The organism is Devosia sp. A16, from assembly GCF_001402915.1.
GTDB lineage: Bacteria > Pseudomonadota > Alphaproteobacteria > Rhizobiales > Devosiaceae > Devosia_A.
The window spans coordinates 1527501-1542334 of record NZ_CP012945.1; the positions used below are offsets into that span (position 1 = coordinate 1527501).

Below are 14834 nucleotides of genomic sequence, written 5' to 3' on the forward strand. Positions count from 1 at the left end.
CGGCGACGGCCGCGCTGACCGACCGGGGCAACTACGTGCTCGGCCTCGAGCCGCCCAAGATCGAGTTCCCCGAGGAAGACACCGAGGAAATCAACGTCAACAACCTGCCCTCGGTCTATCGCTCGATCTGGGAGACGGCGCGCAAGCACGACATCGATGACGCCGTCACCTCGCGTATCGTCGCCATGTTCGCCTACGACATCGACCTGACCAAGCGCATCAGCGCCGGCGACTCGATCGAGATCCTCGAAACCGAGAAGGATGCCAGCGGCCATCAGGATCTGCTCTATGTGGCGCTGAAGCTGGGCACCACGACGCGCGAGCTGTTCCGCTTCCGCACCGATGACGGCACGGTGGATTTCTATGATCCGGACGGCGAGACCGGCAAACGCTTCCTCACCCGCCGGCCCCTGCAGGGCGGCGGTCGGCTGGCAAGCCGCTTCGGCAACCGCGTGCATCCCATCTTCAAGTCGCGCCGCATGCATACCGGCGTCGACCTCGCGGCCAAGACCGGCACGCCGATCTACGCCTCCGGCGACGGAGTGGTGGAAAAAGCGCAGTGGGTCTCCGGCTACGGCAAGTATGTCGAGATCAAGCACGTCAACGGCTTCGAGACCGGCTACGGCCACCAGAGCCGCATTGCCGACGGCATCAAGCCGGGGGTTCGCGTCCGCCAGGGCCAGATCATCGGCTATGTCGGCTCGACCGGTAACTCCACCGGCCCGCATCTGCACTTCGAGATCAAGGTCAACGGCCGTTTCGTCGATCCGCTGAGCGTGAAGCTGCCACGCGACAAGTCGCTGTCGGCCCAGTACGAGGGTAGCTTCGAGCAGACCATCGCGCAGATCCGTGACCTGATGAAGCGCGACGCCGCACCGATGACCGTGGCCGCGCTGAACTAAGGCCGGCGCTCCTCCTCAGCCAGGCAAGACCTCATTCCCGCGGCAGCGGGAATGTCCGCTGCGGAGCGACTACCGACGCCGCAACTTGTTCTCCTGGGTGAACCAGGCGATCACTGCCGAAAGCAGCGCCAGGCCGGCATTGCTGTAGGCGATGGCGGCGAAGGCGGCGTTGTTGGCGCCCTGCCGCGCCGCCTCGACATCGGCGGCAAGCGTTGTATCGGGCTGCATGCCGAAGAACAGCGACAGCTCGGCGAAGCCGCCAAGCGAACGTTCGAACACGAAGGCCGCAACACCCCCCATCAACGCCACGGCGAGCAGGCCCGCCACACGCGCCACCGCATTGTTCACCCCCGAGGCGAGGCCGGTGTCGCGATCCTCGACCGAGGTCATCACTGCCGTGGACAATGGCGACACTACGGCGCTCATGCCGAGCCCCATCAGGATGGTCAGCGGCAGCACGCCCAGCCAGACATTCTGCAGCGGCGCCAGGAGCCCGAGCAGCGCGAAAGCGATGGCGACGATCACCGCCCCCAGGGTGATCATCGGCCCCGGCCCGACCTTGTCGGAAAGCCGCCCGGCATAGGGCGACAGCACGGTGAGCGCGATGCCGAACGGCAGGAAGGCGATCGACACCTCCGCCGCGGTGACGCCCCAGCCCCCGATCAGCGTCATCGGCAGGAAGAAGGTCACCGCCGAAAGCGCGAAGTAGAGCGCGAAGGTCAGGCCCTGCGCGCCCGAGAAGGCGACGTTCCTGAAATGGTAGAGCGGCAGCATGGGCGCCTTGCTGCGCGCCTCCCACCAGAGGAACGCGACGAGCGCCACGAGCCCGATCCCGCAATAGAGGATGACATGGCTCAGCACCGGCGCGTTGCCGCCCGTACCGGTCAGCCCGAGCGCGATCAGCAGCAGCGCCACGGTGATGAGCGCGCCACCGACGAGGTCGAGCCGCCTCCCGGCTTCCGGCTGATCCGCCGGCACCTTGAGGAACAACAGCGCCAGCGCAATGCCGCCCAGCGGCAGGTTGATGGCAAACACCAGCCGCCAGCTCCAATCGCCCATGGTGGTGAGGACGAACCCGCCGATCACCGGGCCGAGGATGGTGGTGAGCGAGGAGAACGCCGACCACAGCCCGATCGCCTTGCCGCGCTCCTCGCGCGGATAGGCCTTGGCGATGATGGCGAGGCTGCCGGGCACCATCAGCGCCGCGCCGAGCCCCTGCACCGCCCGGGCGATGATCAGGAAGCTGGGGTTGGGGGCCACGGCGCAGACCAGCGACGCCAGGACGAACAGCACGATGCCCAGCGCGAAGACGTTGCGCAGCCCGAAGCGGTCGCCGGCTGCGCCGCCGATCAGCAGCAACGAAGCGAGGAACAGCATGTAGGCGTTGGAGATCCACTGCGCGTCGGCAAGGCTGGCGCCCAGATTGGCGCGAATCGCGGGGGTGGCGATCGACAGCACCGAGCCGTCGATGAACCCCATGGAGGAGGCAAGGATCGCAGCGACCAGCACATAGATGCGTCGCTCCGGTGGGCAGAACGCCGCCGCCGCTGCGCTCGATCTGGCGTCGTTCATCTCCGGCTCCTGCTGCTGGGTGCTTTACGAAAGGGGCGCTTCCGTCACGAAGCGCGACAAGATCGATCGCCCCCAGCCTACGCCTTCTCGATCCATACGGCGAGTTCGTTGCCGCCAGGCTCGCGGAAGTGAAAGCGACGACCGCCGGGGAAATCGAAGGCGGGCCTGGTGATTTCGCCGCCCGCTGCCAGCACTTCGCGCTCGGCCAGTTCGAGATCCTCGGTGCGGATCACCGCCAGCGGCTTGTCCGTACGTCCTGCGCTCGCATCGATGCCGGCATCGATGCCCGCGTCGTCGATGGCCTCGTAGGAGGGACCATAGCTGGTAAAGCTCCAGCCGAACGCTTCGGCGAAGAAGCGGTGACTGTCCAGCGCACTGCTGGAGGGAAACTCGAGGTAGTCGATCTGATAGCGCTGCTTCATCTTCCATAGCTCCGTTTGTTCTATCTTTGTTCTCTATCGTACGGCCGCCGTTTCGGCAATCCCGCGGTCATGGCACGGCGCTCGGCTGCCGGGTCACTCGTGCCGTCCTGCCCGTTGCGCTTCATCGGAAAGAGGGGTCACAACACCGGCCCGAGCATCGCCACCGTGTTGTTCCAGATGCGTCGGGCGCCGCCCCAGGCCGAGACCTCTGCGGCGTGCACCAGCACGGACGCTTCGATATAGCTCTGCTGGCGCTGCCGCAGCGCCGCGGTCAGCGACAGGTCGGCGATCAGCATGTTGTTCTCGAAGTTCAGCTCGAAACTGCGCCGGTCCATGTTGGCCGAGCCGATCAGCGCCAGCTCGCCGTCGACCGTCATCGTCTTGGAATGCAGCAGCCCGCCCCGATATTCGCGGATGATCACTCCGGCCTCGAGCAGTTCGGCATAATAGCTGTGGCTGGCGGCGGCCACGACCCACGAATCGTTGCGCTCGGGCACGATGAAGGTGGTCTCGACCCCGCGATAGGCGCTGGCGCAAAGCGCCGCCTGGATGGTTTCGTCAGGCACGTAATAGGGCGTGGTGATCACCAGTTCGCGCCGCGCCGCGTTCATCACCGAGACGAAGATTTCGGGCATTGCCGAAGGCCGGACGGTCGCGCCGGTGCCGATCACCTGGGCGGCGAACCCAGCCTGGGCGGGCGGCAGCGGACGCTGCAGCAGTTCGGTGAGGTCGTCCTCGCCGTGCCCCATCCAGTCCGATGCGAACAGGTGCTGGTTCTGCCGCACGATCGGCCCTTCGAGCCGCACCATCACATCGACCCACGGCGCGAACTTCGCCTTGGGCGCGAAAGCAGCGTCGGCACAGTTCTGGCTGCCGCAATAGGTGACGGCATTGTCTATGACGACGATCTTTCGGTGGTTGCGCATGTCGAGCCGTCCCCATATCGCCCCGATCAGCGGATTGCCGATCGGCATGGCGCGGGCCAGCTGCACGCCGGCCGTCCGCATGGCGCGCCAGTGTTCCGAACGGATCATGCTGCGCGAGCCGACATCATCCGCCATGACACGGCAGCTGACCCCACGGATCGCCGCCCGCTGCAGCGCCGCGACGACCTTGAGCCCATTGGTGTCGGGCAGCCAGATGTAGAACAGCAGATGCACGTGGTCGGTCGCCGCGTCGATATCGGCGACCATGGCGTCGATTGCCGCGTCCGAACTCTCGAGCAGTCGCGCCCGATTGCTGGCGACCGGCGGGTAGCCGCTGACCGAGGTGCCGGCGCGAAACAGCGGCAGCGTCGCTTCGGGAAGCTGCGCCTCGACATCGGGCGTGCCGAACGGTGGCGGCAGGGTGTCGAACGCCTTGCGCAGTCGTGCGGTGCGGGTGCGCCCGATATTGGTCTCGCCGACCAGCACATAGGCGATCATGCCGACCAACGGTGCGATGACGATGATCATCACCCAGGCCAGCCGCGACACCGGCTCGCGATAAGGCCTGAGCAGAGCGCGGCCGACAAAGAACAGCTGCAGCCCGATTTCGAGCAGCAGCAGCAGCCAGGCGACCGTCGCCCCCTCCATTCCGTCTCCTCCACCTCTGGCTCGCCACCCGACAATGGCAGGCGGAGCAGGGCAAAGTCGACCGCCCGACCATGCGAGTTGACGAAAATCGTGCTTAGATGGGAGCGCCGACACGAAAACCGCCGCGGCGCCGCCCGCGACAAGGGGTCCCGGACCGATGAGCGCACCGGATCACCGCGCGCCGCGCTACGGCTGGTGGGCCGCTTGGGCAGGCCTTGCCTTTGCCGTTGCGGCTTTGCTGTCGGTGCCGCTCTCCGGCGTGAAGATCAACCATCTCTTTGCCAGCCCGCGCGGCAGCGTCAGCTGGCTCACGCTGTTCCTCGGCGTCGCGCTGACCGGCGCGCTGTTCTGGTGGCTGCTGCTGGGCCGGGCGCACCGCTTCACCCTGCCGCGCGGCGCTCTCGCCGGCGTGCTGGTGGCGTTCTTCTCCTACCCGGTGGTGCTGACGCTGACCGACCTGCTGCGCCACGGCAGCCTCGACCCCGAGACCTATGCCAGCCGCGGCAGCAACATCCTGCTGCGCACCATCCTCACCCAGCTGACCACCGGCTTTGCCTCGACGCTCGCGCTCGCCATGGTCGGGATGGCGCTGGTGCTGGCGCTGCACCGCCGTCATCCCGGAACGGTCATCCAGCGGAGCCGACCCGGCTTGTGTCGTACCGTACCCAAGCTGGCGGCCGGTCTGGCGCTGGGTCTCGTCGCCCTGCTGCTCGGGGCTTTTACCGTGCTGGCCCTTTTGCCGCTCGACACCGCCGGCCTCGGCAGCAATGCTGCCCAGGACAACCCGGCGCTCAGCTATGACGACGCCGTGGCGAGGATCGAGGCGGTGCGGGGCGAGGAAGCCGGCTTGCCGCTGAACCCGCGTTGCCGCTCGACCCTGTTGACGCATGGCCGCAAGGTTGCGCGCGTCGTGGTGTTCTTCCACGGCCTGACCAACTGCCCGGCCCAGGCCGAGCAACTGGCGGCAAAGCTGTTCGGGCTCGGCTACAATGTCTACCTCCCGCGCATCCCGCAGCATGGCGACGCCGACCAGATGAGCCTCGCGCTCGCCGATCTCACCGCCGAAACGATGATCGCCGTCGGCAATGCGGCGACCGATATCGCCCAGGGGCTGGGCGATGAAGTGGTGGTCACCGGGCTGTCGGCCGGCGGCATCATCGCCGGCTGGATCGGCCAGCACCGCGCCGATGCCGACCAGTCGATCGCCATCGCGCCGTTCCTCAGCCCCAACCTGATCCCGGACTGGGCCAACCATGCGGCGACCGCCCTGCTGCTCAACGCCCCCAATGCAATGGCGTGGTGGGATCCGGCGACGCGCGACAACCCGCCCGGCATGACCTACGCCTACCCGCGTTACGCCACGCACGGCCTGGCGCAGGTGCTGCGCCTCAGCATCGCGCTGATGGATGATGCTGCGGCGAGGGCCCCGCTCTCGCCTCGGCTGGGCTTGCTGATCAACGAAGCCGACGACGCCGTGAGCAAGACCAAGATCGAAGAGCTGGCGCTGCACTGGCAGCAGCACGGCGCTGACCTGGAGGTGGTGCGACTGCCGCTGGCGCTTGAACTCGGGCACGACCTGATCGACCCGCACCAGCCGACCGGCGACCCGGACTTCGTCTACCAGGTGCTGGTGGACATGATGAATGGCGTGCCGCCCAAGCTACCGGAGGCTGCCGGTGGGTAGAGCGTTCTCGATTGGGGGCTGATTGGCGTTGGCTTTGCCCCATATCCGATGTCATCCCTGCGAAAGCAGGGACCCAACTCACAGCCCGCACAGGTGGATAGCTGGATCCCTGCTTTCGCAGGGATGACAGCCGGTGGGTGGGTTCAAGACCGAGCTTAACAATCGCTCCGGCGTGCCTCAGGCGCGAAAAGCCCAACCGCCCAAAAAGAAAAGGGCCGGTCGCTGGACCGGCCCTCTTGTGCTTTATGCCGCGGCGTCGATGCCCGGCGCCTCCGGGGTGCCGCTGCCGAGCCGCAACCCGCCTTCGCCGGCGTCGATCACCACGGTCTGCCCGTCGGTAACCGAACCCGCGAGGATCTCCTCGGCGAGCCGATCCTGCACCTCGCGCTGGATCACCCGCTTCAACGGGCGTGCGCCATAGGCAGGGTCATACCCTTCGTTGGCCAGCCACTCGCGCGCCGCATCGGTGAGCTCGAGCGAGATGTCGCGCTCCTTGAGCAGCCCGCGCAGGCGGCCCAGCTGGATATCGACGATCGCTCCCATGTGGTCGCGCTGCAGCCGGTGGAAGACGATGATGTCGTCGATCCGGTTGAGGAACTCCGGCCGGAACGAGGCCTTCACCACATCCAGCACCTTGCCGCGCACCAGCTCGACCGACTCGCCGTCCTTGAGGTTGACCAGATATTCCGACCCCAGGTTCGAAGTCATGATGATCAGCGTGTTGCGGAAGTCGACCGTCCGCCCCTGCCCGTCCGTCAGCCGCCCATCGTCGAGTACCTGCAACAGGACGTTGAAGACATCCGGGTGGGCCTTCTCGATCTCGTCGAACAGGACGACCTGATAGGGCCGGCGGCGCACCGCCTCGGTCAGCACCCCGCCTTCATCATAGCCGACATAGCCCGGAGGGGCGCCGATCAGCCGTGCGACCGAGTGCTTTTCCATGAACTCGCTCATGTCGAGCCGCACCAGCGCATGTTCGTCGTCGAACAGGAACTGTGCGAGGCTCTTGGTGAGCTCGGTCTTGCCGACGCCGGTGGGCCCGAGGAACATGAACGAGCCGATCGGCCGGTTGGGATCCTGCAGCCCGGCCCGGGCGCGCCGCACGGCCTTCGCCACCGCTTCGACGGCTTCGGCCTGGCCGATGACGCGCTTGCCCAGCTCCTTTTCCATGCCGAGCAGCTTCTCGCGCTCGCCTTCCAGCATGCGGTCGACCGGAATGCCGGTCCAGCGGCTCACCACTTGCGCGATGTGAGTGGGCTGCACGACTTCCTCGACCATCGGGTTGTCGGGCTTGCCGTCGCCATTGGGATCGTCGGCGGCCTTGATGCGCTTTTCGAGGTCGGGGATGACGCCATAGGCCAGCTCGCCCGCTTTGGCGAGGTTGCCGGTACGCTGCGCCAGCTCCAGGTCGGTGCGGGCCTTGTCGAGCTCTTCCTTGAGCTTCTGGCTGCCCTGCATGCGTTCCTTTTCGGCCTGCCAGCGCGTGGTCAACGCATTGGCCTGCTCTTCGAGGTCGGCCAGCTCCTGCTCGAGGCGTCCGAGCCGGGTCTTCGAGCCTTCGTCGGTCTCCTTCTTCAGCGCCTCGCGCTCGATCTTGAGCTGCATGATGCGGCGATCGAGTTCGTCGAGCTCTTCGGGCTTGGACTCGGCGGCCATGCGCAGCCGCGCCGCCGCCTCGTCGACGAGGTCGATGGCCTTGTCGGGCAGGAACCGGTCTGCGATGTAGCGGTTGGACAGGGTCGAGGCCGCCACCAGCGCCGAATCCGAGATCCGGATGCCGTGGTGCAGCTCGTACTTCTCCTTGAGCCCGCGCAGGATCGAGATGGTATCTTCGACCGTCGGCTCGTCGACGAACACCGGCTGGAAGCGACGGGCCAGCGCCGCGTCCTTTTCGACATGCTTGCGGTACTCGTCGAGCGTCGTGGCGCCCACGCAGTGCAGTTCACCGCGCGCCAGGGCAGGCTTCAGGAGGTTCGAGGCATCCATCGCGCCGTCGGTCTTGCCGGCGCCCACCAGCGTGTGCATTTCGTCGATGAACAGGATGATCTGCCCATCGGCCGACGAAATCTCGTTGAGCACCGCCTTCAGCCGCTCCTCGAACTCGCCGCGATATTTCGCGCCGGCGATCAGAGCGCCCATGTCGAGCGACAGCAGCGACTTGTTCTTCAGCGATTCCGGCACGTCGCCATTGACGATACGGATGGCGAGGCCCTCGACGATGGCGGTCTTGCCGACGCCGGGTTCGCCGATCAGCACCGGGTTGTTCTTGGTGCGGCGGCTCAGCACCTGAACGGTACGGCGAATCTCCTCGTCGCGGCCGATCACCGGATCGATCTTGCCCTCGCGGGCCGCTTCGGTGAGATCACGGGCGTATTTCTTCAGCGCGTCGTACTGGTTCTCGGCCGAAGCGGAATCGGCGGTGCGACCCTTGCGGATCTCGTTGATCGCCTCGTTCAGCCCCTGCGGCGTGACGCCGGCCGACGCCAGGATCTTGCCCGCATCGGTATCCTTCTCGATGGTCAGCGCCAGCAGCAGCCGCTCGACCGTGACGAAGGAATCGCCGGCCTTCTGCGCGGCGCTCTCGGCCGTCTCGAAGACGCGCGCCAGCTCGCGGCTCAGGTACAACTGGCCCGCATCGCCGGATACTTTTGGAATTTTCTTGAGGGCCGCCTCGGTCTCGGCCCGCGCTATCCGCGCGTCACCGCCCGCCTTGGAGATCAGCCCGGCGGCCATCCCCTCTTCGTCGTCGAGCAGCACCTTGAGCAGGTGCACCGGCGCGAACTGCTGGTGGCCCTGGCCGAGCGCCAGCTGCTGCGCATTCTGGATGAAGCCGCGCGCGCGCTCGGTGTATTTTTCGATGTTCATTCAACTCTCCTCGTCTGGCACGTCGGATCGCCCTGAATGCGGCACGTATCCAACGCCTGAAGCGTTGATTTGGCTCAAACGAGCCCGCGAAGGCGTCGTCCGAACCAGATCAAGACCCGAGGCCCGCTCGGCGGCGCTCCCTGGTCTCCACGCTGATATGGGGTGCGCCGGGCAAAACAAAAGGCCGGAACTGCTGCCGGCCTTCGATTCATTATCGCTCGCCTATTCTGTGCGGGAGAACAGCCGTACGGCGATGCTCAGCAGCACGCCGGAGGCGCCGATCACCAGCAACACCTGCAGCGGCACCGGCACGGCAAAGCTGCCCCACCAGATGCCCGGATCGAGCAGAGCGCGGGCTGCCGGAGCCATGTCGAGGCGCTCGAAGATCACATGCCGGACCGGCTCGACCGCGTAGGTCATGGGGTTGAGATGGGTGACCACCGCCAGCCACGGCGGCAGGTTGGAGAGCGGGAACAGCGCCCCCGACAGGAACATCAGCGGCGTGATGACGAGTTGCACCAGCGGCATTGCCGCCTGCACCTGCTTGACGCGCGAGGAGAGCAGCAGGCCGAGCGCCGTAATCATGAAACTCATCAGGAACAGCAGCAACAGGACCTCGAGCATCATCAACGGATCGTAGGGCACACCCACCAGTCCGGCGAGTGCCAGCACCACGATCGACTGGATGGTCGCGACGGTGGCGCCGCCCAGGCACTTGCCGATGAGAATCGAAGTGGTGGATACCGGCGCCACCAGCATTTCGCGCAGGAAGCCGAACTCGCGGTCCCAGACCATCGAAATGCCGGAAAAGGCGGCGGTGAACAGCACCGACATCGACAACACGCCCGGGAAGAGGAAGGTGCGGAAGTCGACCCCGCCGGCGCTCGCTGCAACCAGCGAGCCGAGCCCGCTGCCGAGCACGAACAGGAACAGCAGCGGCTGCACCATGCCCGCCACGACGCGGGTACGATCGCGCGAGAAGCGGATCATCTCCCGCTCCCAGACGACGAGGGCGGCGCGCATCTCGTGCACGAGGCTCGGCTCCGGCACGCGGACGGCGGCGATGCTGGTTTCGGTCATCTTCATGATCTCTCGCGCAAGCGTGCGGCTATCGGGTTGAACTGCCCCTTCGACTGGGCGTCGCGAATGGTGGTGCCGGTATGGCCGAGGAACACATCGTCGAGGCTGGGCCGGGTGACGGTCACCGAGTGGATGGCGACACCTAGTTTTTCGAACAGCTGCGGCACGAACTGCGCCCCCTCCGGCACCGCAAACGTGACCTGTCCCTCCGCCATCGCTGCCGTGAGTCCGAAACGGCTGCCGAGCGCGGCGATGGCCGCGGGATTGTCGGCGGTGATGATTTGCACCCGGTCCTTGCCAATCGCCGCCTTGAGCGCCGTGGGTGTATCGAGCGCGACGATCCTGCCCTCGCTAATGATGGCGATGCGGTCGCAGTTCTCGGCTTCGTCCATGTAGTGGGTGGTGACGAATACCGTGATGTCCTCGCGCGCCCGGAGCTCGCGGATATACTGCCAGATCGAAGCGCGGGTCTGCGGGTCGAGCCCGATGGTCGGCTCGTCGAGAAAGAGGACGCGCGGCGAGTGCAGCAGGCCGCGCGCGATCTCGAGCCGCCGCCGCATGCCGCCAGAAAAGGTCTGGACGAGGTCGCCGCGCCGCTCCCACAGCCCGACCATTTCGAGCACTTCGCGCTGACGCAGCTTGGCGGTCGAACGATCGACACCATAGAGCTCGCCATGGAAATGCAGGTTCTGTTCCGCGGTGAGGTAGCCGTCGAGCGTGGGCTCCTGGAACACCAGCCCGATATTCCGCCGCACCGCATCGCGGTCCGTAGCCACATCGTAGCCGGCGACGCGCGCCTCGCCGGACGTTGCCTCGACCAGAGTGCAGAGGATCTTGATGGTCGTCGACTTGCCGGCGCCGTTGGGCCCCAAAAAGCCGAAGGTCTCGCCCCGATGCACGGTCAGATCGATGCCGCGCACCGCCTCGACCGCTTTGTACCGCTTGACGAGGTCGCGCACCTCGACGGCGGGCGGGCTGCTCGAGAACTGGTTCAATCCGCCCTCCAAGGCTTCTCTAACACTGTTAGGTATGATAGTTACTTACCCTAACATCGTTAGAGAGACAAGAGGTGGCATGACCCATGGCCGTGACGCGCGACGACGTCATCCACACAGCGATCCAGTTGATGCAGGAGGTTGGGCTCGATGGCCTGACGCTGCGCCGGCTGGCCCAGGAGCTCGGAATTTCCGCACCCACGCTCTATTGGCACGTCAAAGACAAGCGCGAGCTGCTCGATGTCATGGCCGAAACCATGGTGGCCGACCAGCGGGCGAAGCAGCCGCCCTTTCCCACTGACCTGCCCTGGGACGAGAAGGTAGCCGAGGGCCTGCGCCGGCAATATCAGGCCCTGACCGCCTATCGCGACGGGGCTCGGGTGGTCGCCGGCAACCGGCCGACCGAACGGGCCATGCCGCAGATCGAGAACTTCCTCAAGATCTGGGTCGACGCCGGCTTTTCACCAGAAGAGGCGCTCGCCAGCATTCTCAGCATGGGGGACTACGTCACTGGTTCCGCCCTCGAATACCAGGCCGAGATGGAACGCCGCCGTACCCAGCCGGCCGGCAAGCAGGCTGAAATCTGGTCCGCAATGGCCTCCTACCCGACCTTGCACGCCGCAGCCCAGGCCCGGATGAAGCAGCTCAGCGGCGCCCGCTTCGGCGACAGCTTCGAGCATGGCCTGCGCCTGTTGATGGCCGGCCTCAGGGCGCGACACACGGAGATCATGGCGGAAAAAGCAAAGGCCGCGCACGAGGCGCGGCCCAGGATTTCCAAGGCAGACTGACTCTATTCGGCCGGTGTGTTGCCGGCCGTGAGGAAGGCCGGCAATTCGCCGACGTCGGGCTGCGGCGCGCCGGCGGGGTCGGCTCCGCCTTCACCGCCCTGCCCGCGCGAGCGGCGGCGTGGCCGGCGATCGCGGCGGCGCGGCTCGCCCTCGGCCTGTGGCGCCTCGCCTTCGGTGGCCGTCTCCGGCGCCGCGGCAGCGGTCTCCACCACCGCCATTACCACCGGTTCGCTGCCCGGGATCGGCTGCTGTTGCGGCGGCTGCTGATCGTGTTGCTGCTGCTGCGGCTGCTGGTTGAACTGGCGCGGCTCGGGCGACGCGAAGCGATCGTTGATCGGCGCGAAATCGTCGTCGTAATCATCCTCTTCAGCCTGCTGACCGAACTGGTCGCGCTGCTGGTTCTGCGGCTGGGCAGCCGAGAGGATGCGGAAATAGTGCTCTGCGTGCTGCAGGTAGTTCTCGGCCATGACGCTGTCGCCGGAGGACTGCGCGTCGCGGGCGAGCTGCAGGTATTTCTCGGCGATATGCGAGGCATTGCCGCGCACCTTCACGTCCGGCCCGTTGCTCTCGTAGTTGCGGCTCAACGGATTGCCGTGCTTGCGGCCGCCATTGTTGTTCCGGCCACGGGAGCGGTTCTTGTTGTTCTGCTGGTTGTTTGGTCTCATCGTCTCTTTTCAAGCCTTGGAAAAGAATACTGAAGGCAACATGGGGACATCGGTACCGGGGGCCGCAGGCGCAGTATCAAAGCGCGGGCGGTCTCGTTCCTGCAGTACCTGAGCTATCGCGTGTTGAACCACTTTTTGCTCATCAAGGCGTCTCGGTTCCTCGTCCGAGAATCGAACACTGCCAATTGCAGTTTCGCCGATGAGCGGGTGGCCGTCACCTTGGCGCAATCTTGATCGCGCCGTTGACAGCACCCGGAACCTATATGGTTCGCCCTGCCTTTCCAAGCACAAAATATGGGAGCCCCGGACGGATACTCAAGGGCCCGGGCTGAGTTGCGCCACCACCATGCGATCGAGCCCGCTCAGATCGGGCACCACTTCCACCTGGCTGAAGCCCGCCCCGACCAGGATATCGCTGACGGTGTTGCCCTGGTCGAAGCCGATTTCGAGCAGCAGCACCCCCTCGGGCCTGAGGAACAACCCGGCCTCGGCGGCGATGGCCCGATAGGCCGCAAGCCCATCGGGCCCGCCGTCAAGCGCCAGTCGCGGGTCGTGTTCGCGCACTTCCGGCATCAACCCCGCGATGACAGCGGTTGCGATATAGGGCGGGTTGGAGGTGATGAGATCGAAGCGCTCACCCGGCTCCAGCGGATCGAACCAGGAGCCCTTTAGCGTCCGGAACCGCTCGCCCACCCCATGCCGGCCGGCGTTGAACCGCGCCATCTCCAGCGCCTCCGCCGAGAGGTCGATCGCCACGGCGGTGACATCGGAATATTCGGTGAGCAGTGCGATCGGGATGCAGCCGGTGCCGGTGCCGAGGTCGAGGATGCGCGCTCCATCGAGCGCGCCGATCACCTCGAGGCCGCGCTCGACCAGCAATTCCGTCTCCGGCCGCGGCACCAGCGTCGCCGCGTTGAGCTTGAAGCTCAGGCCCCAGAATTCCTTCTCGCCCAGGATGCGGACCACCGGCTCGCCCGCGAGCCGCCGCGCGGCGAAGGCCTCGAGCGCCTGCATCTGCTGCTCCGGGACCCCCTCGCGCTCGCGATTGACCAGCTCCAGCCGGTCCATCTCGAAGGCCGCCTCGGCGAACAGCCGCGCATCCAGTTCCGCCGTGTCGATGCCGGCCTTGCGGAACTGGTCGCGGACCCCCCGCCATGCTGCGCCCACGCTCGGTGTCAGGAAATCCCCTCCATCGCGGCGAGCTGCGCCGCCTGGTTTTCAGTGATCAGCGCCGAGATCAGTTCGTCCAGCGCATCCCCGGCAATCACCTTGTCGAGTTTGTAAAGCGTCAGGTTGATCCGATGGTCGGTCACCCGGCCCTGCGGAAAATTGTAGGTACGGATGCGTTCGGAACGATCGCCCGAGCCCACCTGTTCCTTGCGCGCTTCCGAGCGTGCCGTGTCGCGGGCGTTGCGCTGCTCTTCATAGAGCCGCGCCTGCAACACCTTCATGGCGGTGGCGCGGTTCTGATGCTGGCTCTTCTGGCTGGCGGTGACCACGATACCCGACGGCAGATGGGTGATGCGCACCGCCGAATCGGTGGTGTTGACGTGCTGGCCGCCGGCGCCCGACGAGCGCATCGTATCGATGCGGATATCCTCGGGCTTGATGTCGATGTCGATTTCCTCGACTTCCGGCAGTACCGCCACGGTAGCGGCAGAGGTATGGATGCGACCCTGGGTTTCGGTCGCCGGCACACGCTGCACCCGGTGCACGCCGCTCTCGAACTTCATCTTGGCGTAAACGCCCTTGCCGGTGATGTTGGCCACCACTTCCTTGTAGCCGCCCACTTCGCCCGGGCTCTCTTCGAGGAGGCTGAACTTCCAGCCCTGCAGGTCCGCATAGCGCTGGTACATGCGCAACAGGTCGCCGGCGAACAAAGCCGCCTCGTCACCGCCGGTGCCGCCGCGCACTTCGAGGATGACGCTCTTTTCGTCGGCGGCGTCCTTGGGCAGCAACAGGATGCGGATCTCGGCCACCGCCTGCTCGATCCTGGGTTTCAGCTCGCCGATCTCGGCCGCCGCCATCTCGGCCATTTCCTTGTCGCCCGACCCCACCAGCTCTTCGGCCGATTCGAGGTCGGCGAGGAGCTTCTGGTAGCCGAGGATCGGCCGCACCACCGGCTCGAGCTCGGCATATTCCTTGCTCAGCTTGACGAACTGCTCGGCCGAGGGCCCGGACGACAGCGCCGCCTCGATCGAATCGAAGCGCTTGGTGAGAGCGTCGAGCTTGTCTTGGGGAAGGGTCGCCATCAGGCTGCGCTAATTCCGTATTGATGCCGGGTCAA

At 66.1% G+C, this 14834-nt stretch carries 12 protein-coding genes (1 of these 12 only partly in view); 3 read left to right on the forward strand and 9 right to left on the reverse strand.

Annotation, left to right across the window (positions count from 1 at the left end):
- Window positions 1-902 carry the end of a M23 family metallopeptidase gene (locus APS40_RS07360; protein ID WP_055046427.1) on the forward strand. 1063 nt of this gene lie to the left of the window's left edge, so the window shows 902 of its 1965 coding nt (coding positions 1064-1965); its start codon lies off the left edge, out of view; it ends in the stop codon at window positions 900-902.
- 69 nt (window positions 903-971) lie between these two features.
- Here APS40_RS07360 and APS40_RS07365 read toward each other — a convergent pair whose 3' ends face one another.
- From APS40_RS07365 to cls, 3 genes are all read right to left on the reverse strand, one after another.
- Complete coding sequence (locus APS40_RS07365) at window positions 972-2474, reverse strand: DHA2 family efflux MFS transporter permease subunit (protein ID WP_055046428.1); 1503 nt, start codon at window positions 2472-2474, stop codon at window positions 972-974.
- A gap of 77 nt (window positions 2475-2551) precedes the next feature.
- Window positions 2552-2896 carry a VOC family protein gene (locus tag APS40_RS07370; RefSeq protein ID WP_055046429.1) on the reverse strand — a complete coding sequence of 115 codons (345 nt, stop codon included), beginning with the start codon at window positions 2894-2896 and terminating at the stop codon, window positions 2552-2554.
- Window positions 2897-3033: 137 nt separating this feature from the next.
- Window positions 3034-4470 carry a cardiolipin synthase gene (cls, locus tag APS40_RS07375; protein ID WP_055046430.1) on the reverse strand — a complete coding sequence of 479 codons (1437 nt, stop codon included), beginning with the start codon at window positions 4468-4470 and terminating at the stop codon, window positions 3034-3036.
- Between the two features lie 157 nt (window positions 4471-4627).
- Here cls and APS40_RS07380 point away from each other — a divergent pair, with 157 nt between their 5' ends.
- Window positions 4628-6154, forward strand: a complete 1527-nt coding sequence (locus APS40_RS07380) for an alpha/beta hydrolase (protein ID WP_055046431.1) — start codon at window positions 4628-4630, stop codon at window positions 6152-6154.
- Between the two features lie 243 nt (window positions 6155-6397).
- Here APS40_RS07380 and clpB read toward each other — a convergent pair whose 3' ends face one another.
- The 3 genes from clpB to APS40_RS07395 all read right to left on the reverse strand — a co-directional run bounded on the left by clpB (window position 6398) and on the right by APS40_RS07395 (window position 11094).
- Window positions 6398-9019 (reverse strand): ATP-dependent chaperone ClpB, encoded by a 2622-nt coding sequence (clpB, locus tag APS40_RS07385; protein WP_055046432.1) that lies wholly within the window; start codon window positions 9017-9019, stop codon window positions 6398-6400.
- 222 nt (window positions 9020-9241) lie between these two features.
- A complete protein-coding gene (locus tag APS40_RS07390) occupies window positions 9242-10105 on the reverse strand; it encodes an ABC transporter permease (RefSeq protein WP_156342856.1) in 864 nt (287 codons plus the stop codon).
- Entirely contained in the window at window positions 10102-11094 is a 993-nt protein-coding gene (locus APS40_RS07395) for an ABC transporter ATP-binding protein (RefSeq protein WP_055046433.1), read from the reverse strand. Before APS40_RS07395 ends, APS40_RS07390 begins: the two co-directional genes overlap by 4 nt.
- Before the next feature lie 86 nt (window positions 11095-11180).
- Here APS40_RS07395 and APS40_RS07400 point away from each other — a divergent pair, with 86 nt between their 5' ends.
- Complete coding sequence (locus tag APS40_RS07400; RefSeq protein ID WP_055046434.1) at window positions 11181-11882, forward strand: TetR/AcrR family transcriptional regulator C-terminal domain-containing protein; 702 nt, start codon at window positions 11181-11183, stop codon at window positions 11880-11882.
- 2 nt (window positions 11883-11884) lie between these two features.
- Here APS40_RS07400 and APS40_RS07405 read toward each other — a convergent pair whose 3' ends face one another.
- From APS40_RS07405 to prfA, 3 genes are all read right to left on the reverse strand, one after another.
- Complete coding sequence (locus tag APS40_RS07405) at window positions 11885-12547, reverse strand: DUF4167 domain-containing protein (protein ID WP_055046435.1); 663 nt, start codon at window positions 12545-12547, stop codon at window positions 11885-11887.
- Window positions 12548-12862: 315 nt separating this feature from the next.
- Window positions 12863-13714, reverse strand: coding sequence for a peptide chain release factor N(5)-glutamine methyltransferase (gene prmC / locus APS40_RS07410; RefSeq protein WP_055046436.1), 852 nt, complete (start codon window positions 13712-13714; stop codon window positions 12863-12865).
- Window positions 13715-13722: 8 nt separating this feature from the next.
- Window positions 13723-14799: a peptide chain release factor 1 gene (prfA, locus tag APS40_RS07415; RefSeq protein ID WP_055046437.1), complete on the reverse strand. Its 1077-nt coding sequence runs from the start codon at window positions 14797-14799 to the stop codon at window positions 13723-13725.
- Window positions 14800-14834 lie beyond the last annotated feature (35 nt).